Annotated in this window: 22 protein-coding genes and 2 pseudogenes; 3 read left to right on the top strand and 21 right to left on the bottom strand. The window is 35.9% G+C overall.

All coding sequences use genetic code 11. The features are described 5' to 3' along the window. Positions 1–61: 61 nt before the first annotated feature. Together ACEE93_RS02000 and ACEE93_RS01995 are read right to left on the bottom strand one after the other, a co-directional pair. Positions 62–421, bottom strand: a complete 360-nt coding sequence (locus ACEE93_RS02000; RefSeq protein WP_449154679.1) for a HesB/IscA family protein — start codon at positions 419–421, stop codon at positions 62–64. A 13-nt stretch (positions 422–434) separates the two neighbouring features. Then, positions 435–671, bottom strand: coding sequence for a YuzB family protein (locus tag ACEE93_RS01995; protein WP_449154678.1), 237 nt, complete (start codon positions 669–671; stop codon positions 435–437). A gap of 369 nt (positions 672–1,040) precedes the next feature. Here ACEE93_RS01995 and ACEE93_RS01990 point away from each other — a divergent pair, with 369 nt between their 5' ends. Continuing rightward, positions 1,041–2,105, top strand: coding sequence for an NAD(P)/FAD-dependent oxidoreductase (locus tag ACEE93_RS01990; RefSeq protein WP_449154677.1), 1,065 nt, complete (start codon positions 1,041–1,043; stop codon positions 2,103–2,105). Between the two features lie 69 nt (positions 2,106–2,174). Here ACEE93_RS01990 and ACEE93_RS01985 read toward each other — a convergent pair whose 3' ends face one another. Further along, positions 2,175–2,501 carry a YuzD family protein gene (locus tag ACEE93_RS01985; protein WP_449154676.1) on the bottom strand — a complete coding sequence of 109 codons (327 nt, stop codon included), beginning with the start codon at positions 2,499–2,501 and terminating at the stop codon, positions 2,175–2,177. A 103-nt stretch (positions 2,502–2,604) separates the two neighbouring features. Here ACEE93_RS01985 and ACEE93_RS01980 point away from each other — a divergent pair, with 103 nt between their 5' ends. Further along, a complete protein-coding gene (locus tag ACEE93_RS01980) occupies positions 2,605–2,847 on the top strand; it encodes a NifU family protein (RefSeq protein WP_014614429.1) in 243 nt (80 codons plus the stop codon). A 133-nt stretch (positions 2,848–2,980) separates the two neighbouring features. Here ACEE93_RS01980 and ACEE93_RS01975 read toward each other — a convergent pair whose 3' ends face one another. From ACEE93_RS01975 to ACEE93_RS01965, 3 genes are read right to left on the bottom strand one after another with little or no spacing between them, the layout of a single operon-like run. Further along, the gene (locus tag ACEE93_RS01975) at positions 2,981–3,943 is read right to left on the bottom strand and encodes a 2-hydroxyacid dehydrogenase (protein WP_449154675.1); all 963 of its coding nucleotides are present in this window, start codon (positions 3,941–3,943) and stop codon (positions 2,981–2,983) included. A 5-nt stretch (positions 3,944–3,948) separates the two neighbouring features. Continuing rightward, complete coding sequence (locus tag ACEE93_RS01970; RefSeq protein ID WP_449154674.1) at positions 3,949–4,734, bottom strand: TIGR01457 family HAD-type hydrolase; 786 nt, start codon at positions 4,732–4,734, stop codon at positions 3,949–3,951. Continuing rightward, entirely contained in the window at positions 4,731–5,171 is a 441-nt protein-coding gene (locus ACEE93_RS01965; protein WP_449154673.1) for a DUF86 domain-containing protein, read from the bottom strand. The genes ACEE93_RS01970 and ACEE93_RS01965 overlap by 4 nt, the downstream gene beginning before the upstream one ends. Before the next feature lie 99 nt (positions 5,172–5,270). Between ACEE93_RS01965 and ACEE93_RS01960 the strand changes: the two genes are divergently transcribed. Continuing rightward, on the top strand, positions 5,271–5,537 hold the full coding sequence (locus tag ACEE93_RS01960) for a DUF3055 domain-containing protein (protein ID WP_449154672.1): 267 nt from the start codon (positions 5,271–5,273) through the stop codon (positions 5,535–5,537). Positions 5,538–5,610: 73 nt separating this feature from the next. Here the strand turns inward: ACEE93_RS01960 and yidC are convergent, their stop codons facing one another. From yidC to ACEE93_RS01885, 15 genes and pseudogenes are all read right to left on the bottom strand, one after another. Continuing rightward, positions 5,611–6,399 carry a membrane protein insertase YidC gene (yidC, locus tag ACEE93_RS01955; RefSeq protein ID WP_449154671.1) on the bottom strand — a complete coding sequence of 263 codons (789 nt, stop codon included), beginning with the start codon at positions 6,397–6,399 and terminating at the stop codon, positions 5,611–5,613. A gap of 135 nt (positions 6,400–6,534) precedes the next feature. Beyond that, positions 6,535–7,143, bottom strand: a complete 609-nt coding sequence (gene cysC, locus ACEE93_RS01950) for an adenylyl-sulfate kinase (RefSeq protein WP_449154670.1) — start codon at positions 7,141–7,143, stop codon at positions 6,535–6,537. After that, on the bottom strand, positions 7,144–8,313 hold the full coding sequence (sat, locus tag ACEE93_RS01945; RefSeq protein WP_449154669.1) for a sulfate adenylyltransferase: 1,170 nt from the start codon (positions 8,311–8,313) through the stop codon (positions 7,144–7,146). It abuts the gene before it with no gap. Next, positions 8,310–9,221: a sulfite exporter TauE/SafE family protein gene (locus ACEE93_RS01940; RefSeq protein ID WP_449154668.1), complete on the bottom strand. Its 912-nt coding sequence runs from the start codon at positions 9,219–9,221 to the stop codon at positions 8,310–8,312. Before ACEE93_RS01940 ends, sat begins: the two co-directional genes overlap by 4 nt. Before the next feature lie 22 nt (positions 9,222–9,243). Then, the gene (locus ACEE93_RS01935; RefSeq protein ID WP_449154823.1) at positions 9,244–9,534 is read right to left on the bottom strand and encodes a hypothetical protein; all 291 of its coding nucleotides are present in this window, start codon (positions 9,532–9,534) and stop codon (positions 9,244–9,246) included. After that, positions 9,526–9,828 (bottom strand): annotated as a pseudogene (locus tag ACEE93_RS01930) (NAD(P)-dependent oxidoreductase); the annotation flags it as partial. The pseudogene ACEE93_RS01930 and the gene ACEE93_RS01935, both read right to left, overlap by 9 nt. 53 nt (positions 9,829–9,881) lie before the next feature. After that, positions 9,882–10,613, bottom strand: coding sequence for a sirohydrochlorin chelatase (locus ACEE93_RS01925; RefSeq protein WP_449154667.1), 732 nt, complete (start codon positions 10,611–10,613; stop codon positions 9,882–9,884). A 12-nt stretch (positions 10,614–10,625) separates the two neighbouring features. Continuing rightward, positions 10,626–11,405, bottom strand: coding sequence for a uroporphyrinogen-III C-methyltransferase (gene cobA / locus ACEE93_RS01920; protein ID WP_449154666.1), 780 nt, complete (start codon positions 11,403–11,405; stop codon positions 10,626–10,628). Between the two features lie 18 nt (positions 11,406–11,423). Continuing rightward, positions 11,424–13,130 (bottom strand): NADPH-dependent assimilatory sulfite reductase hemoprotein subunit, encoded by a 1,707-nt coding sequence (locus tag ACEE93_RS01915; protein WP_449154665.1) that lies wholly within the window; start codon positions 13,128–13,130, stop codon positions 11,424–11,426. Positions 13,131–13,147: 17 nt separating this feature from the next. Continuing rightward, positions 13,148–14,971: an assimilatory sulfite reductase (NADPH) flavoprotein subunit gene (locus ACEE93_RS01910; RefSeq protein ID WP_449154664.1), complete on the bottom strand. Its 1,824-nt coding sequence runs from the start codon at positions 14,969–14,971 to the stop codon at positions 13,148–13,150. 39 nt (positions 14,972–15,010) lie between these two features. Next, positions 15,011–15,745 carry a phosphoadenylyl-sulfate reductase gene (locus tag ACEE93_RS01905; protein WP_449154663.1) on the bottom strand — a complete coding sequence of 245 codons (735 nt, stop codon included), beginning with the start codon at positions 15,743–15,745 and terminating at the stop codon, positions 15,011–15,013. Between the two features lie 318 nt (positions 15,746–16,063). Next, entirely contained in the window at positions 16,064–16,417 is a 354-nt protein-coding gene (locus ACEE93_RS01900; protein ID WP_449154662.1) for a YutD family protein, read from the bottom strand. An 11-nt stretch (positions 16,418–16,428) separates the two neighbouring features. Beyond that, positions 16,429–17,352, bottom strand: a complete 924-nt coding sequence (gene lipA / locus ACEE93_RS01895) for a lipoyl synthase (protein WP_449154661.1) — start codon at positions 17,350–17,352, stop codon at positions 16,429–16,431. An 85-nt stretch (positions 17,353–17,437) separates the two neighbouring features. Continuing rightward, positions 17,438–18,757 carry a bifunctional metallophosphatase/5'-nucleotidase gene (locus tag ACEE93_RS01890; RefSeq protein WP_449154660.1) on the bottom strand — a complete coding sequence of 440 codons (1,320 nt, stop codon included), beginning with the start codon at positions 18,755–18,757 and terminating at the stop codon, positions 17,438–17,440. A gap of 17 nt (positions 18,758–18,774) precedes the next feature. After that, positions 18,775–19,595 (bottom strand): annotated as a pseudogene (locus ACEE93_RS01885) (sulfite exporter TauE/SafE family protein). Positions 19,596–19,601 lie beyond the last annotated feature (6 nt).

Raw genomic sequence — 19,601 nt, 5'->3', positions numbered from 1 at the left:
TAAAAGTGGAACAGAAATCCATTTGATTTCATGTTCCACCTCGATTATTATCCTGTTTTAATTAACATTCTTCTGGCGTACCAGATACTTTTGCTGTTTTAAATGAGCTGCCGCAACCGCAAGATGCAATCGCATTAGGGTTGTCAATTTGGAAACCGCCGCCCATTAATGATTGTTTATAATCAATTGTAGTGCCGTCTAAAATTGGCGCATCTTTTTTATCTACAAGTACTTTTAAACCATGATATTCTAATACTTCATCGTTTTCACTTGGTTCTTCCTCTGCAGTCATTCCGTAAGTTAATCCAGTGCAACCTCCACCGTTAACTTTGACACGTAAATAACCATCTGGCATATCATTTTGTTCTAACATATCTTTAACTTCATATGCTGCTCCTTCAGTTACAATTACTGTTGGCATTATAAATTCCTCCTTAAAAAATCCAAGTTTCTTCGATATGTGCATATATATTTTGAAGTAATTCGTCAGGTGTTTCACCTTCAACTAAATCACCATTAACTAAAGCATACAATCCTGCTGAACAGATGCCACAATTTTGAAGGCATCCATAGTCTAATACATCGACATTCGGATCTTCATCTAACGTTTGGTAAACTGATTCAGAACCTCTAGCCATATTAGAAATACAAAATTCGACAATCGGATTCATTTTACACCCTCTTATCCTTTTAATAGTCTCATTATAACAAATTTGTTCCCATCATACTAACAACTCAGAGCGAATAATATATCGTTGTCTTTACTATATTTTTTTAAGTTTATTTGTAAGCCCTTTAAAAAAGGTCTATAATTATTAAAGAGACATTTTTTATTCACATTTGAATGTCGCACGTAGAGAAGATAGGGGTATACTTCGCTTAATTAAGTCTTTCATTTGTTGAAAGTCATGCTATGTGAAATAAAGGGGCTATGACATAGGAAATTGAACAAATTCACAGTCTCCCTTTTACCAAAGTTAGATACCATTAAATAGCGTGCAGTCGATTTATAATTTTTGTAGCTAAAGGGGAATTTTAGAATGAAGAACTTAGTATTATTAGGTGGCGGTTATGGAAATATGCGTATTTTATCTAAAATACTTCCAGATGCGCTCCCAGATGATTATAACGTTACCTTAATCGATCGTATGCCTTATCATGGGCTAAAAACAGAATTTTACGCGCTAGCCGCTGGGTCAAAATCTGACAAAGAAGTACGTGTTTCATTTCCAAAAGACTCACGAATTAATACAGTCTATGGAGAAATTACAGATATCGATTTAGATCAACAAATTATCTCTGTAGGTCAAACACGTGTAGACTATGATGAACTTGTTATCGGACTTGGTTGTGAAGATAAATATCATAATGTACCCGGTGCTGATGTTCATACATATAGCATTCAAACATTATCAAGTGCACGCCAAACATATCATGATATTTGCAACTTACCTCAAAATGCTCAAGTGGGTATTGTAGGTGCTGGATTGAGTGGTATTGAACTTGCAAGTGCCTTACGCGAGAGTCGCAGTGATTTACAAATCTTTTTATATGATCGTGGCGATCGCATTTTGAATCAATTTCCAGAAAAACTTAGTAATTATGTTAAAAAATGGTTCGATAAAAACGATGTAACTGTCGTACCTAACTCAAATATCGTCAAAGTTGAACCTGGTGTTTTATATAACAAAGAAACTAAAAATGAACACGATTTAATCGTCTGGACTGCAGGTATCCAACCAGTTGAAATCGTGCGTAATTTACCAGTAGATTTGAGTCGTAGCAATCGTGTGATGGTAAACCAATACCACCAAATCCCAACATATCCAAATGTGTATGTAGTGGGTGATTGCGCTAACTTACCACATGCACCTAGTGCGCAATTAGCTGAAGAACAAGCTGACCAAATTGCAATGGTATTAAAAAAACAATGGGCTGATGAACCGCTACCAGAGAAAATGCCTGAAATTAAAATTCAAGGTTTCTTAGGTTCATTAGGTGAGAAAAAAGGATTCGCCTACCTTATGGATACAACTGTAACTGGGCGTTTAGCATCAATCCTCAAATCTGGGGTACTATGGCTTTATAAACATCACAATGGTTAAAACAATCGGGGCTCACATAAACCAATATGTGCGGCCCCGTTATTTTTATAAAACATTCTTAAACTTCTATTACGCTTCTGACGGAAAATGTTGTTCAATAAATCGCTTAATCGGTGGTAATTGAACATATCCATCTTTCACATATTCATCGTTCATTGTAACTAAAGGATAGAACAATTCGTCTTCTTGAATTCTTTCAATGAATTGCATATCATGGTCTGATAAATTGTCTGTATCCTTTTCAATATCAATATATGTGTACTCAAAATCAATATTTGGATATTTACGTGGCAATAATGTTTGTAACCAATCATACGTGTTTTCTGAACTTGGTGCATTAACACAACTTGCACAGACTACTTCAGCTCCGTAAACAACAACACTAATTTTTGGCATTTCAAATCCTCCTAACCTGTAAAATAGATTTTTTAACTCACATCTATTATAATAGATAAATAGGTAAATAATGAACCATTTAACTCGAAAGGAGGCATTTCACATGCCAACTGAAAATGCAACAATGTATGATCAAGTTGCGGAAGTCATTGAAAAGTTACGTCCATTCTTATTACGTGACGGAGGCGACTGTGAACTCGTTGACGTAGAAGATGGTATCGTTAAACTTCAATTATTAGGCGCTTGTGGGACATGCCCAAGTAGTACAATCACTCTCAAAGCTGGTATTGAACGTGCACTCGTTGAAGAAGTACCAGGCGTAGTTGAAGTAGAACAGGTCTTTTAACTATACATCATTATAAATGTGCTACTAATGAAAATAAGTTAATAATGAGCAATACTAGATAAAACAGAGGTTGGAACATTAAGGAATAACGCTTTATGTTCCAACCTCTTCTTGTTTTATATGCAAATTAGAATTACTTCACAACTTGATTACGTGGTGTGTCACCATGGAAAACATCGCAAATGTTAAGAATACATGCTTGAATCATTTGATCTCGTGTTAGTACTGTCGCACTTCCAATATGTGGCGTTACAATGACATTTGGCATTTTTAATAATGGATGGTCAGAACGTATCGGTTCATCACGTACCACATCCAATGCACAACCTGCAATTTCTCCTTCTTCTAGTGCTTCAATTAAGTCTTCTTCCACCACTAAATCGCCTCTACCTATATTAATAAAAAAGGCATCTTTTCTCATTTTCTTAAAGACTTCTTTGTCAAACTTATTTTGAGTTTCTGGCGTAGAAGGTGCAGTACATACGACAAAATCACTTTCTTTAATCATTGTATCGAACGACGTATAAAATGCGCCAAGCTCATGTTCTGCTTTTAGATTATGTGAGCGATTATGATAGAGAATGTCCGCATTAAACCCTTTTAATCGACGCGCAAACGCTCTACCAATTTCACCCATTCCAAAAATACCAACTTTAGAACGGTACACATCTTTTCCAGCTAATAAATACGGTCCCCAACTTTCCCATTGACCTTCCTGAACATATTTTTCAGCTTCTACAATGCGACGCGAAATTGCCAACATTAAACTAAAACCAAGTTCCGCTGTTGTCTCAGTCAATACGTGAGGTGTGTTAGAGACGTGTACTTGATGATAGTCCGTTGCGTTTAAATCAATATTGTCATAACCAACCGCCATATTTGCGACAATTTTCAAATTGGGTGCTTGCCTTAATAATGTATCATCAATCGTTTCACTTAATGTCACGAGTAAGGCTGTTTTATCTTGCGCTGATTCTAAAAATTTTTCATGTGGCATCGGCGTAAGTTCGTGATCCCACATTTCTACTTCTCCAAATGTTTCTAAACGTTCTATCCATTTTTGAGGGATACGTCTAGTTACTAAAATTCGTTCCATGTTGCTCACTCTCTTTCGTTAAGAAGTTGACGCAGTTCATTTAAATTTTCCACACTATAAGTTGGAGGTTGTGCTTTAGACATCGCTTCCTCTTTTGAAGTCACACCTGTTTGGACATGAATGGTATCCACACCTAAGTTAATACCAGACATAATATCAGTATCGTATAAATCCCCTATCATCGCTACATCTTTTTGGTCTAATTGCAACACGTCTAATGCTTTTTGCATAATCGGCTTTTCTGGTTTACCAATAAATGTTGGATTTTGATTAACAGATACAGTAATCACACTTGTAATTGAACCATTACCAGGTAAAAAGCCTTGCTCTTTAGGAATCGTAGGATCTGGATTAGTAGAAATAAATGTTGCACCATGCTGAACAGCTAATGTCGCTTTTGATAACTTTTCATAATCAACAGACTCATCTAAACCTACGACAACAAAGTCGACTTCAGTATCGTCTTTGACCGTCAAACCTTTATCAGTTAGAGCTGTTTTTAAACCATTATCCCCTATCATGTAAATAGAGGCACCAGGATGATTTTCACTAATATAATCTGCTGTAGCCATCGCAGACGTAATCACTTCTTCTGGTTGAGCAACGACATCTACTGAAGCTAGTTTTTCTACTACATCTTCCGGTGCTTTTGTAGAATTATTCGTCACAAATAAATGTGGAATATCTTGGTCATTTAAATATTGAATAAATTCAGCCGCACCTGGAATAGATTGGCTACCTTTATACATTGTTCCATCTAAATCTATTAAATAACCTTTATATTGTTTCATTCCTTTTCTTCTCCTCCTTTACCAAAGGCTGTCACAGGTACATTTTCAGTTTCTAAAAATTGAACCACTTCTTGAACAAATTGCTTATAAAACGGAATGGCCTGATCAAACAATGGTTTTAATGCTTCTGAGTCTAAAGTGTCGTATAAGTGTACAAATTGTCGACGTACTTCGACTGTTTCATTAACTTTATGTTGTGTTTCTTCAGAGATTGCCCCTTCTAACGCCAATATATCAATAACATCTTTATAGTTACCAGGGTCTCTTAAAATAAAAGCATCTATAATCATATTACCGATATCAACAGATGATTCAATTAACATCTGTGCTACACGTTCAAAAGCATAATGATTTTCTTTTACACGTGCATAATCTTCCGTTAACTGTTGTAAATACGTTAACTTTTTAGATAGTTGATCTTTGTTTACAAAATACATGACGTTCACCCCTATTCCCTTTTATCATATCATAATTTTGCATGTCACTTCATTTATAGATATACTTGCCATAGTACGATGTTGAAGGAGTCATACATTATGATAGATATGTTTTTATACGATGATATTGAGCCATCACAAATTCGTTTTGTTGGATTTGTAGGTGAACATAGTCGATACGATCTTGTTTTAATTCAAACAGATCGTCATTATGGAAAAACACTTGTGCTTAACACACAAACAAACAAATTTGGAATTATAGGTACAGATGACCTTGAGGAAGAAGGGTATATTGCCTATATTCTAGGTGTGAGCGAAGACGAAGGTAATGAAATTACAGAATATCTCAATCAAGTCATACATTAATACGAGGTAAAAAATAATGGTGAATGTTAGAACACTATACTCGACGGGTTCTAACATTCACCACTTTTTTAATTTATGATTGATGAGTATCTGACAGCGAGCTACGATCAAGATGCTGTCTTAACTTTTCCGCTTCTCGACTAGCTTGTTTACCGAATATAATGTTTGTCAGCGTCATTTGTATAATTAAAAAGGTCGCGTTGGTCGTCCAATACAGGCCTAAAAAGCTAGGCGAATGGAAAGCAACGAAAATAATAAAAGTAGGCATAATGATTGCCAGTGCATAACCAAACTTTTTATTTTGTTGATTCGGTAAATTGACAAGCGGTTGAATAAAATACAGTATCCCTGCGATAAGGGTAATCCAAATATCTGGTTGCGTTAAATCAAACCATAAAAACTCACGGTTAAGATAAACGCCATGATTAGAGGGATATTTAATTGAAACTAACAGTCCAAATAAAATTGGAATTTGTAATAGAATTGGCAAACACCCTAACATTTGCTTAAATGGATTCATACCAAATTCATTGTACTTCTGAAAGATTTTTTGTTGTATTGCTTTTTTCTCTTCAGGAGTCTCTGCTGCTCTCGCTTGTTCTTTTAAAGTATTCATATATGGATCTACGACTGGCTTTTTCTTACGCACCATGTGTCCTGCTCTTGATTGCATTAACATCATAGGTAGCAAGATGAGTCGTACGATAATCACGATGGTTATAATCGCTAACCCATAGTTATGGTTGAAAAGTTCACCCAACCACTGTAAAAGTAAATCTAAAGGTTTCGCAAACACATTATAGAAAAAACCAGTTTTATCTTCATCGCTTTCATAATTACATCCAGCTAATATTAAGGTCATGACGGTTATACATAACATTATCTTTTTATGTTTTAACATATAGAAATACCTTTCCATATTGGATTTAACATATCAAATTATAACATTATTCACCTTTAAAACATAACCTTATTATATAATTTATCTACATACTTCTTACGATTTGATATAGTGATGATCCTCTAAATAATTAATAATTTGATTAACGGATTGATCAATCGTGTCATTTTCAGTATCAATTATGATTTCTGGCTGATGAGGTGCCTCATAGGGGGCACTAATACCTGTAAACTCTGGAATTTCTCCATTTCTTGCTTTCTGGTATAACCCTTTAGGATCTCGCGCTTCACATGCTTCTAATGAACAACGCGTATACACCTCAATAAACTCATTATCTTCTACAATGTCACGGACATTATCCCGATCTTTAGCATAAGGTGAAATAAAAGCGGTAATGGTTAAAGTACCAGCATCTACCATCAGTTTACTCACTTCACCTATCCGTCGAATATTTTCTGCTCTATCTTCGGGAGAAAAACCTAAATTTCGATTTAAACCGTAACGGACATTATCACCATCTAGCCGATAAGTATGCAGCCCTTTATCAAATAATGCTTTCTCTAGTGCGACCGATACTGTAGACTTTCCTGAGCCAGATAATCCTGTAAACCAAATAATAGCACTTTTGTGTTGATGACGTTGTTGCCTTTCGTTTTTAGTAACTGCCGAATCGTGCCAAGTGATATCATTACTTTGTTGTGCCATTTATGATTCCTCCTTTAGCCCTTCAATTAATACATTCGCTACTTCTGGTCTAGAAAATTCTTCTGGTAAAGCTTCTCCATTTCTCAATTTTTCTCTAACTTTTGTGCCACTTAAATGAACATGCTGAGACGCATCGTGCGGACAAGTTTTAGCAGTAGCCATATTTTTACATTTCTCACAATAGAAAGCATGTTCAAATTTTAAAATTTGTATTCCTAACTCATCTTCATATTGCGATATTAATTCTTGTGCTTCATAAGTGCCGTAATAATCTCCAACACCAGCATGGTCACGCCCTACTATAAAATGTGTACACCCATAATTTTTTCGAACTGTCGCGTGTAGTATCGCTTCTTTAGGTCCTGCATAACGCATTGCAGCTGGATAAATGGCTAATCTTGCTTTATCTTTAGGAAAATAGTGTTCTAAAATAACTTCATAACTTTTCATTCTCACATCAGCTGGGATATCATCCGATTTTGTTTCTCCTACTAGCGGATTTAATAATAATCCATCTACTGTTTCTAATGCTGATTTTTGTATATATTCATGTGCACGATGAACAGGATTACGAGTTTGAAAGCCTACAACATGTTGCCATCCTAATTCTTTAAATAATTGGCGTGTATCTTTAGGATCAAAATGGTATTTAACAAATTCATCATGTTTCGGTCTATTTAATAAATAGATAGGACCTGCTAAATACACCTCTCCCTTTTCAAATGTTTTCTTCACACCTGGATGATTGTCATCCGTTGTACCGTAAACATTTTGAGCTTCTAACGTTTTATCATAAGTGTACTTATCTTCAAGCGCTAACGTGCCGTATAACACATCATCTTCTCCATATAATGCAACCGTTTCACCAATTTCTAATTGATTCGCTTCTTCTTGAGAAACAGGCAATGTAATAGGAATACTCCAAACCAGTCCATTGCTTAAATGTGTAGTATTAACGACACTAAGATAATCATCTTGATTCATAAACCCTGTTAATGGACTAAACCCACCGATTGCAATTAATTCTAAATCTGAAATACTCCACTGACTTATTACGATAGATTTAGCGTTTCGAGCTTTTTCTAATTGTTGCTCACGCGCTTCTCCTTCTAATGCTCTGTTAATTAATGTACCTCCATGAGGTTGAATAAGTGTATGATTTAAAGTCATGATCTGATGCCTCCCTGTATAGAATGATTTTGTTGTCGCGTTGCATGTTGACGCTTTATTTTATAAACGACATAAATGAGTAAACTAAGCCATAAGACGATGAGACATAATAAAATAGTCACGATAACAGCTTTGTTAGAGATGAAATAATTCAGTAATGCATTACTATTTGTGAATATAATCAATCCTCCGACACCGACCGCTAAAATATCGACAGCTAACACTTTAACTAAACATGCTGCGATTGGGGCGGCTAAAGCACCACCTACTGCTAATGCGATGACGGCTAACCAATTAATATGTTGGATACCTAGAAAGATGATAAAACTCATTGAAGCAGATAATGTAACTAAAAATTCGCTACTTGACACCGTACCGATAACATATCTAGGTTGTAAGTGTTTTCGAGATAATAAAATCGATGTATTTACCGGTCCCCATCCCCCTCCACCAACCGTATCAATCAACCCAGCTATTAAACCTTGAGGGATAAGAAATGGAACTTGACGTTTTACTACTTTCTTTTGAGGCGTAGGGTGGTGGCGTTTAAATAAAAATTGATAAAGAATATACACACCCATCATCAAAAGAAAAATCGCGATAAATGGTCTAATCATATTACTATTGATATGCGTTAATATCGCACCACCAATAAACGCACCAATTGCACCTGGTAATGCTAACTTCAGTAACATGGGTTTATGAATGTTTTTAAATTTATAATGAGATACGCCTGATGCTGCTGTGGTAGCTATTTGTGAAAAATGAACAGTCGCTGATACAATTGCAGGCGCAATCCCAAAAGTAAGTAAAATCGATGAGGAAGATGCACCAAAACCCATACCTAGCGAACCGTCGATCATTTGAGCTATAAATCCGGCAAACGCAAATATGATTAGTTTTTTCATCAAATTCCTCCCTCTAAATACATCATTTATCTAATAATTCAGATATTAAAGCTTGTTGATTGCCCTTATCTTTATATTTTTCGTCTAATATCTCTTCTAAAATGTCAGATTTCTGAGTCGATGACATGGCCTTTCCTTTGAGCAATTGTCGACATCGATATAAAAATGCCACATAGTCTTCATAGCTATCGTCATAAGTTGTCGCAATATCATCAGCAATACGTTGTGTTAATTTTGGACTTGCACCATTTGTAGTAACTTGAATGGATAATTTACCTCGTCGGATTTCTTTAGAAAAATAAATGTTACTCAATGCATGATGAATTACATCATTAAACAATACATCTTTAGAAATTAAAGATTTAATATAAGTGTGCAATTTAGGTTGATTCGTCGCTGCAATAATCATGGTTTTTCCTTCAATATCACTGCGTCGAAACGACCTTTGATCCCAAGTTATTTTGTTTTTCTGATAAAATTATAATAATGTAGAAGTCATTGTCGGACTTACCACGTGTATATTATTAGAACGGGCATCCAATAGTTTTTCGACACGTTTCGTTGCGATCCTTCCGCCGCCAACAACTAATATGGGCATCTCATTCATTTTGAGAGTGACTGGTAATGACATAGCCCCATCCTTTCTTGTTAGTGAGATACTTACACCTTTAATTGGTCAAATACTCGATCCTCTAATGCCGTTACTATATTAGGATGATCACCTAAAGGCCGACATTGTATGATATTTCCTTGGTAATCTACCTCCTCCAACGTACGTCGAATATAATATGTCAATCTTCCTGTAAACCAAAGATACGGAACTACAATAATGTCTTGATGGCCTTCTTGAATACAGCGTGTTAATACCGTTTCAAACTGTGGTGCTTTAACTGCTAAATAACTTATTTCAATATCAGAAATATCTGATATTTTTAGCAATGTAGAACGAATGGTATTCATATCTTGTTGCGTTTGTTTATAATCACTACCTCTGCCGACCAATATCAATTTAGCTCGACTTTTATCGTAAATAGAAGTTTCTTCAATTCTGTCGTTAAGTATTTCAACCAATCTTTGCTGTACACCTAATGGCTCCCCCAAAGTGATGTCAATGTGTGGGTATTGCTGCCGAAATTGATTTAAAATACGAGGAATATCGCGATAATAATGTCCTGCAGCAAGTAATAATACTGGAACCACAATAATATGACGGACACCTTTTTCAATTAGTCGATGTATTCCTTTATCTACAGAAGGTGATGTGATTTCTAAAAAGGTAATTTCCTGAAAGGAGACGGGAATACGTTGTTTTACTTTTTCTATCAATGCTACTGCTTCTTGTACCCCTTGTTGTACACGGGTCCCATGACTGATATAAAGAATTCCCTTCATAAACTTCCTCCTTTACATTGAAGTCGCATCACTCACATGATAGTCGTCTAAGTGCGATTGTTCTTTAAACCATTGAATAGAATCTCTAAGATGAACGACCTCTCCTACGACAATCATGGCTGGGTTTTGAATATGTTTTGCTTTATCGACAATCGTTTCCAATGTCCCTGTAACTGTTTCTTGAACTTCCGTAGTGCCCATATAAATTAACGCAACTGGTGTAGCACTTGCTTTACCATGTTTTATAAGTTGCTCACAAATTTGAGGTAACTTTTTCACGCCCATATAAATGCATAATGTTTCAGGACCATTTGCAAGGTGTGCCCAACGCGTCTCTTCGTCTACACCATCCTTTGTCACAGCTGTTATAAAAGCTACAGAAGAACTATAATTTCGATGCGTTACTGGAATACCAGCATACATAGAAGCGGCAATCCCTGACGTAATACCTGGGACAATCTCAAAAGGAATATGATGTTGTGCTAGTATTTCAGCTTCTTCGCCACCTCTTCCAAATACGAAGGGGTCTCCTCCTTTTAAACGAACCACTGTGTATCCTCTTTTCGCTAGTGCAATCATCGTTTTATTCGTTTCACTTTGCGGTAACGAATGGCGGTTCGGATCTTTACCGCAATATAGTAATTTAGTGTGCTCACTCGCATGTTGGAAAATCTCTTGATTAACTAAGCGATCATATAATATTACATCTGCTCTTTTTAAAATTTTAATTGCTTTTAATGTAATTAAATCAGGATCTCCTGGCCCTGCACCAACTAGGTAGACTTTGCTCATTACCATCACCTCATTATCTTATTTATGAAAATCTCTTCCTTCAGTGACACGTTCTACAATTCCTTTACGAATTACGAAATCACCAAAGTGTTCCCCTTCTTCTTTTTCTTTACTATATTGAATTAGTAGCGGTTTAAGACTACTTAAAATCTCCTCTTCACCAATATTTTCTTTATATAATTTATTCAATCGATCACCTTTAAAGCTACCGCCAAGGTACATATTATATTTACCTGGCCCTTTTCCGATAAAAGCTAATTCTGCTAACGCTGGTCTAGCGCAACCATTAGGGCATCCTGTCATTCTAATTGTGATTGCTTCCTCTCTCAGCCCAGCCTCTTCTAAAATATCTTCTACTTTATTTAGTAAAGAAGGTAAATATCGCTCAGATTCAGCCATTGCTAAACCACAAGTAGGAAAGGCTACACATGCCATCGAATTCCGTTTTAAACCGGTATAATGTTCGCCATCTGTAATGCCATACTCTTGAATAATCTCCTCAATGGCTGCCTTATGTTCCGGTTTGATATTGGATAATACTAAATTTTGATTCGGTGTCAGTTGAAAATCAGCATAATGTGTTTCTGCAATTTTACGTAGCGCTGTTTTCAATTGATAATCCGCTTCATCTTTCACGCGTCCATTTTGAATGAATAAAGTGAAGTGCCAACGCCCTTGTCCTTCAGTCCAACCATAACGATCACCGTTATGTTCAAATTCAAAGTCCTTGACGCCTTCAACCTCATAACCTAGACGTTCATTTAATTCTTCTTTGACTTTATCGACACCTAAGCGATCAACAGTATATTTAAACCTTGCTTGCATTCGGTCTTCACGGTTACCATAGTCTCTTTGAATCGTGACAATTTTTTCGCACACATCAATGACTTTTTCTTTAGGAACGTAACCTAATAATCGTGCTATTTGAGGATAGGTTCTCTCATCACCATGTTTCATTCCCATACCGCCACCAATTGCGATATTGAATCCTTTTAATGTGTCATCTTCAACGATGGCAATTAATCCAATATCCTGTGAATAGACATCAATATCATTTGATGGTGGTACCGCAATGCCAATTTTAAATTTTCTCGGTAAATATGTTTCCCCGTATATCGGTTCGTGCTCTTCTTTGGTATTCACTACTTTTTCACCATCTAGCCAAATTTCGTGATAGGCACCCGTTCGTGGTAGTAAATGTTGACTAATAGCATCAGCGTAATGATTAATTTCTTCGTGTATTTTAGATTGATACGGGTTAGGATTACACATTACATTTCGGACGACATCCCCGCATGCTGCAATAGAATCCATCAACGCTTGATTAATACGCTGCATTGATTGTTTTAAATTCCGTTTTAAAATGCCATGAAATTGAAATGCTTGTCTCGTCGTCAATTTAATCGTTCCATTCGCAAAATCATTTGAAATATTGTCCATCTTAATCCATTGATCAGCAGAAGCAGCGCCCCCTGGTACTCGAACACGGATCATAAAAATATAAGCAGGTTCAAGTTTTTGTTTCCGCCGTTCTTCTCTTAAATCACGATTGTCCTGCATATAACTTCCGTGAAACTTTAATAACTTTGTATCTTCTTCTGCAATGGCACCAGTGATTGGATCCTTTAATCCTTTGGCAATCGTTCCACGTAAAAATTGACTGTTTCGTTTCAAATCTTCCATTTCATCCAATTTAACGTTTTGATTTTCTGTTGGTTCAGTCATAGTATCCCTACCTTTCTTTAATACACGTCTCGTTGGTAGCGCTTGTCACGTTTTAAAGTTCTTAAATAGTTTTCTGCTTCCTCTTCAGTTAATTGTTGTTCTTGTTGTAAGATTTGAATTAGCGTTTGATGTACATCCTTAGCCATATGTTTTTCATCCCCACATATGTAAATATTGGCACCTTGCTCTATCCATTCATTGAGCGTCTCACTTTCTTGTAACATCTCATGTTGGACATATACTTTCTGATCAGTATCACGAGAAAAAGCGACATTCAATTTTTCTAAATAGCCTTCTTTATACCAATTTTGCCATTCTGTTTGATATAAAAAATCCGTGGTGAGATGTTGGTCTCCAAAGAACAACCATGTATTGCCTTTACTATCGAGTGCTTCTCTTTCTTGTAAATATGAGCGAAATGGTGCTACCCCTGTACCAGGCCCTATCATAATGACGGGTGTCGTGTTATCTTTAGGAAATTTAAAATTTGGATTTCGTTTAATATAAACTGGTAAAGTATCTCCTGGTTCCGTCCGTTCAGCAAGTTGTACAGAACAAACACCTGAACGTTCACGACCGTGCGCTTCATAACGCACTGCGCCGACAGTAATATGAACTTCTTCTGGATCTTGTTCGTAGCTGCTTGAAATTGAATATTCACGAGGTGGTAATTTCCTGAATAATTGATAGAGCTGTGCTTGTTTTAAATCTTTAGGCGGAAAATCTTGTAGTAAATCAATCACATCTCTACCTACGATATAATCTTTGATCCATTCTTCATTGCGCCCTTTTTCAACTAAATCTTCATTATTAAATAGTGTTATCGCTGAGTTGATAAGTGTTTTAGTCAACTTAGATATTTCGAAATATTCTGATAAAGATTGTTGTAAAGATTGCTGGTCTCCTTTATCATTAATTGGGATAAGTGTATCTTCCTCAAACGGTAACAGCTCAATGATTTGTGTTACCAATTCAGGATCATTTTTCGGTAAAATGACTAAACAATCACCTGTTTCATATGTCTCATTAAAATCTTCTAATGAGAGTTCAATATGTCTTGTCTCTTTATTAGATCCTTGACCATTTAAATTAATATTTTCTAATACTTCTGCATAATATGGATTAGCTTTTGAATACTGTTCATGTTGTTCTGATTCAATTGTTTCACTAATTAAAGCATCACTTTTCGTCGTACTACTTGTTTCCTCGTTTAAAGCATGAATTACATTGGCCATCCATTTTTCTGCATTTTCTTCGTAGTCTACATCACAATCTATACGTTGATATAATCGTTCTGCTCCTAGTGCGTCTAATTGTTTATCGAAGTCTTTACCTGTCTGACAGAAGAATTCATAAGATTCATCTCCTAATGCTAATACCGCAAAGCGTACATTTTCCAATTTAGGTGCCTTACGACCATGAATGTATTCATAAAGTTCAATAGCATTATCAGGTGGATCTCCCTCACCTTGTGTTGATGTAATGACTAATAAATCTTCCACTTTCTTTAATTGTTTAGGTTTAAATTCGTCCATCGCTTTGAACGTGACTTCAAAATCTAAATCAGTTAATCGTGTGTGGAATAATTCAGCTAACCCTTGAGCATTTCCGGTTTCCGAGCCATACAATAACGTAATATGGCGTTGATCAGAGGGTGTCGTCTCATCTGTTTGATTGTGAGAAATAGATGTCGTTGGTGTCTCACTCGTTGTACTTGTCAAAGAAGCGCTAATGTATCCAGATAGCCAAAGTTTTTGATCATGTGTCAAAGTAGAAAGAAGTTCATTGATTGTTTGAGCTTGTGATTCAGTAAAAGGACTATTTGTCGCATCTAACTTCATAGCTTCACCTCATTTTCATAGTTATAATTTTGATTTACGTTAAGGATTAGTCGAATGTAACCCACACTCCGTTTTAGAAGACCCTTGCCATCTACCAGCCCGAGAATCCTCTGAATCAAATACTGGAGAGGTACACGGGATACATCCAATACTAGGATAATGTTCATCATGTAATGTGTTATAGGGTAAATCGTATTTTTTAATGTATTGCCATATCTCTTCTTCTGTCCAATGAATGAGCGGACATACTTTAATGGATTGAAATCGCTCATCACGATTAATAAATTGTGTGTGCTGTCTACTGATGGATTGTGCCCGTCTCAATCCTGAAATCCAAGCCACTTGATGTGCTAAAGCTTCCTCTAAGGGCTTAATTTTTCGAATATAACAACATTGATTGGGGTCCTTTTTCCATAGTGCCAACTGATAACGGTCAGCTTGTTCTTCAAGTGTTAATTTTGGTTTTTGACGTTGAATATTTAACTTTGGATAACGTGCTTCAACACGGTCAATGACATCATAGGTTTCTTGAAAGTGTAAATCTGTATCCAGAAAAATGAGCTTTGCTTCTGGTTCAATACGATAAATTAAATCAATTAAAACCATACTTTCAGCGCCAAAACTACACGCATAGCACAACGCTTTTCCATACGTATCGAACGCCCAAGTTAATGTTTCGAGTGCCCCTTTTGTCTCTGTATCTGAAGGTATTTCAGGGATATCTTTCTCATTAAAATTTTGAAAGGTTATTTGATTCGAAACCACGTATGCCATCCCCCTTTCTCAATTATTTTATAATACCTATCTGTTTAATCGGAATTATGTAACATAAGATAGCAAGAATAAAAATAAAAGTCAACACTTTTATTATAAATTTTCAAAAAATTAATGCTACTTTTAACAATTTTAGTTTTAGTTGCTGTTTTCAAAAGAATTATGCACATACAATTGAATATAATTAATATAAAAAACAGGACAGTAACAATCTTATTGATTGCTCTGCCCTGCCTCTATTACAAAAATGATTTGATTAACGCGCTTATACACACATTCCTCATCATTTTATATTTATAGTTAAAGACCTGCCGTCTTTTAATCTTGTATCGTTGGCTGAATACGAACCCCTTTTAATTTATCAGATTCTTCAACCGTTTCTTGTTGTGCGACTTCCTCAGCAGATAAGCGTCGGAGAATGAAATAAGCACAACCAAAATTGCAATACTCAAGCAAATAATCTTGAATCGTTGAAAATCGTTTATGATAATCAACTTTCTTTTGAGAATCATAATAAAATCCTTTTAATCGTAGTTGATCATAACCATAATCACCTACGACAAAGTCATATTTATCTAGAATCTCAGAATATCTTGCTATAAAATCTTCTTCTTGAAAACCATCTTTATATGAGTCGATTAGTTCAAAATAATGGTTGCCAACTTTAATCATGTGACACCACCTTATTTTGTTTCGTTAAGTTGTTCGTCTCCAATACGTTGTTTCTCTTTTGCCGCTTCATTAACTTGTTCATCAGCGTGATATGAACTACGAACAAGTGGGCCAGCTTGACAATGTTTGAAGCCTTTTTCCATCGCAACTTTACGTAATTTACCAAATTCTAATGGTGTGTAGTATTTTTGAACTTTAAGGTGTTTACGTGATGGTTGTAAATATTGACCAATTGTTAAGATATCAACATCGTTTGCACGTAAATCATCCATTGTTTCGTAAATTTCTTCGATTGTTTCACCTAAACCAACCATAATACTTGATTTTGTTGGAATTTCAGGTTGTAATTCTTTAGAACGACGTAAGAATTCTAATGTGCGATCATATGTAGCGCGCGCACGAACTCTTGGTGTTAAACGACGTACTGTTTCAATGTTATGGTTTAAAATGTCTGGTTTTGCCGCCATTAATGTTTCGAGCGCATCATAATCTCCACCCATATCTGAAGGTAAAATTTCAATTGTTGTATATGGGTTACGCTCTCTTACTTTACGTACAGTATCAGCATACACATTTGAACCAGCATCTTTTAAGTCATCACGCGCAACTGCTGTGATTACAACGTGTTTTAAGTTCATTTGTTCAACAGATTCTGCAACACGTTCTGGCTCACCTAAATCAAGTTCATTTGGTAATCCTGTTTTAACCGCACAGAAACGACAAGCACGTGTACAAACTGCACCTAAAATCATAAATGTAGCTGTACGACGCTCACCCCAACACTCGTGAAGGTTAGGACATTTAGCTTCCTCACAAACTGTATTTAAGTTTTTCTCACGCATCATCTTTTTGATGTTTGTATAACTTTCACTTGTGTTTAACTTTATCTTCAACCAATCCGGTTTACGTAAAATTTCTTCATTTTTAGTAGCCATAGCAGCGGATACCCTCCTGTAATTTATAGGTCTTTATACATTATAACGAACTTTACACTAAATTAAAATGGACGTGACTCCGAATTTAAAGACTTAATAACTTCTCTTTAAAAATGTCACGTAAAAATTCTGGCATTAGATATTCTATCGATTCGCCCTTTAACATTGGGAAATATTTACCGAATGTATACATGTCTACTGTACCTAGTGTATACTCTTGTTCATCTTGAATGCGTTCTCCTTGTACAAAGTAGTCTCCGGTTGAATCAATATAGCCTACTTGATATAAAATATAGCCTCCGAATATGTCTCCTCGAAAACCAAGGCCTTGTGCATGTTCATACATATACGTTTGAGCTTTGGCCATCTCGATGACTTCCTTCAACTTAGCGCCTGATAATTTAATGCGAACTGCATTAATTGGGTGCGGAAGTGTTTGATGAATATCATACTCAGTAAGTTGCTTCTGTTCATATCCTTTAACTAATAACCCTGCGTTAATTAGAGCACAATCTGCCTGTGTAAATTCCATAATACTTTCAGCTAAAAGATAACTTGCTTCGGTAATAAATTGTGTTTCTCGTTGTAGCGTAATCGGATAAGGGACCACTGTTTCATTTAATAATTGTTTACCCTCTTCTTCAAAATGCGTTGTTACTTCGGGTAATGATGCCAAAGGAATAAGCGTCGCTCGTTTAGATGTAATCTGTTTTGATTCTATATCGAGCGTTACTTCTCCAAGGTAATGTCCATATTTTCCAGCCGCAGCCATTAATACACCATTACACATGCGTCCTTCTTCAAAATAATGATGCGTATGGGCGCCAAAAATAACATCAATTTCTGGTATCGCTTCACATAATTTTTCATCAAAAAAGATGCCGATATGACTCATCACCATAATTAAATCGTACTGCCCTTGTTGTCGATTCACTTCATCTTTGATAGCTTCTAAAGGATCGGTGACAATCCAATCTAATGCACGATAGAAGGGTGTAAATGGCGCTGTAACTCCTATAAATAAAATGCGGACACCGTCAACATTTTGAATATGAGACGACACAAATCGGTTTGGTAAATGACCTTCTTCATCCATTACATTTGCACAAGTTACAGTAAACTGCGCCTTTTCATACAACGCATTAAGTGCCTCATGTGAAATGGTCATGCCCTCATTATTACCAATAGTTGCGATATCACAGTCCGCTTCATTTAATAGTTCTACATTGCGTTTTCCCATCGTTCCTTCTGTAACTGGTAACGATAAATCGACATGATCCCCCATATCAATATAAAGTGAGGGATGCGTCAGTTTTGGTCGGTGCTCAGCCATATAAGCAGTGATTTGAGCATATTCATGTAAGTGACTATGTATATCATTCGTATGATAAATCGTTAAACGCATTCTTAACACCTCTCAATCTATAAAATTGAACGAATTAATAAGTAAACACCTAGCGCTAACATGACAATACGTAAAATCGTAACCACCGTTTGTGATTTCACATGTTTGTTAATATTCACACCTACTTTAGCACCAATCCAACTTGAAATAATAAGAATGATACTATAACCCCAAATCACATGACCTAAAGCAATATGACCCACAGAGCTCGTCACACTAGAAAAGAAAATCATCATCATACTTGTTCCTACAGCCACATGCGGTGGAAAACGAAAAACGAGTAACATAAGCGGTGTCATTAACGCCCCACCACCAATGCCGAAAAGCCCTGCAGTACCCCAATAATAAATGATATAATAATAGCTACTGACGGGACCACAGCATATTGATGTTGTATACCATCATTATCAATGAACGTTTTCATATATTGTTGTTTTTGAAACATTTTAATAGGCGGGATGTGATTCTTAAACATTAACATCATTGAGACAATAATTAAAAAGATACCGAAATAAAAATTAAAAGATTGAAGTGTTAGATATTGACTAAGATAAGCCCCTATCATAGCACCGGGAATAATACCAATTAAAAATAAAAGTCCATTTTTAACATCGACTTGTTTTGCTTTTAAGTAACCCAGTGTTGAGGATAAGCCTGTAATAATCAATATAATCGAAGACGTACCGATGGCTGTTTGCGTCGTTACCCCATGTAAGATATCTAAGTTCATCCCAAAATATATAAGGGTAGGTACAATAATAATACCGCCACCAATACCTACTAAGGAGCCCACTAATGCCGATAAAAAACCAATTAAAATTAATATAATCCAACTCATTAATGT

This window comes from Staphylococcus sp. 11262D007BW (assembly GCF_053547815.1).
The sequence above is the reverse complement of the archived record's forward strand: the minus strand, read 5'-3'. Positions and strand labels throughout refer to the sequence as shown.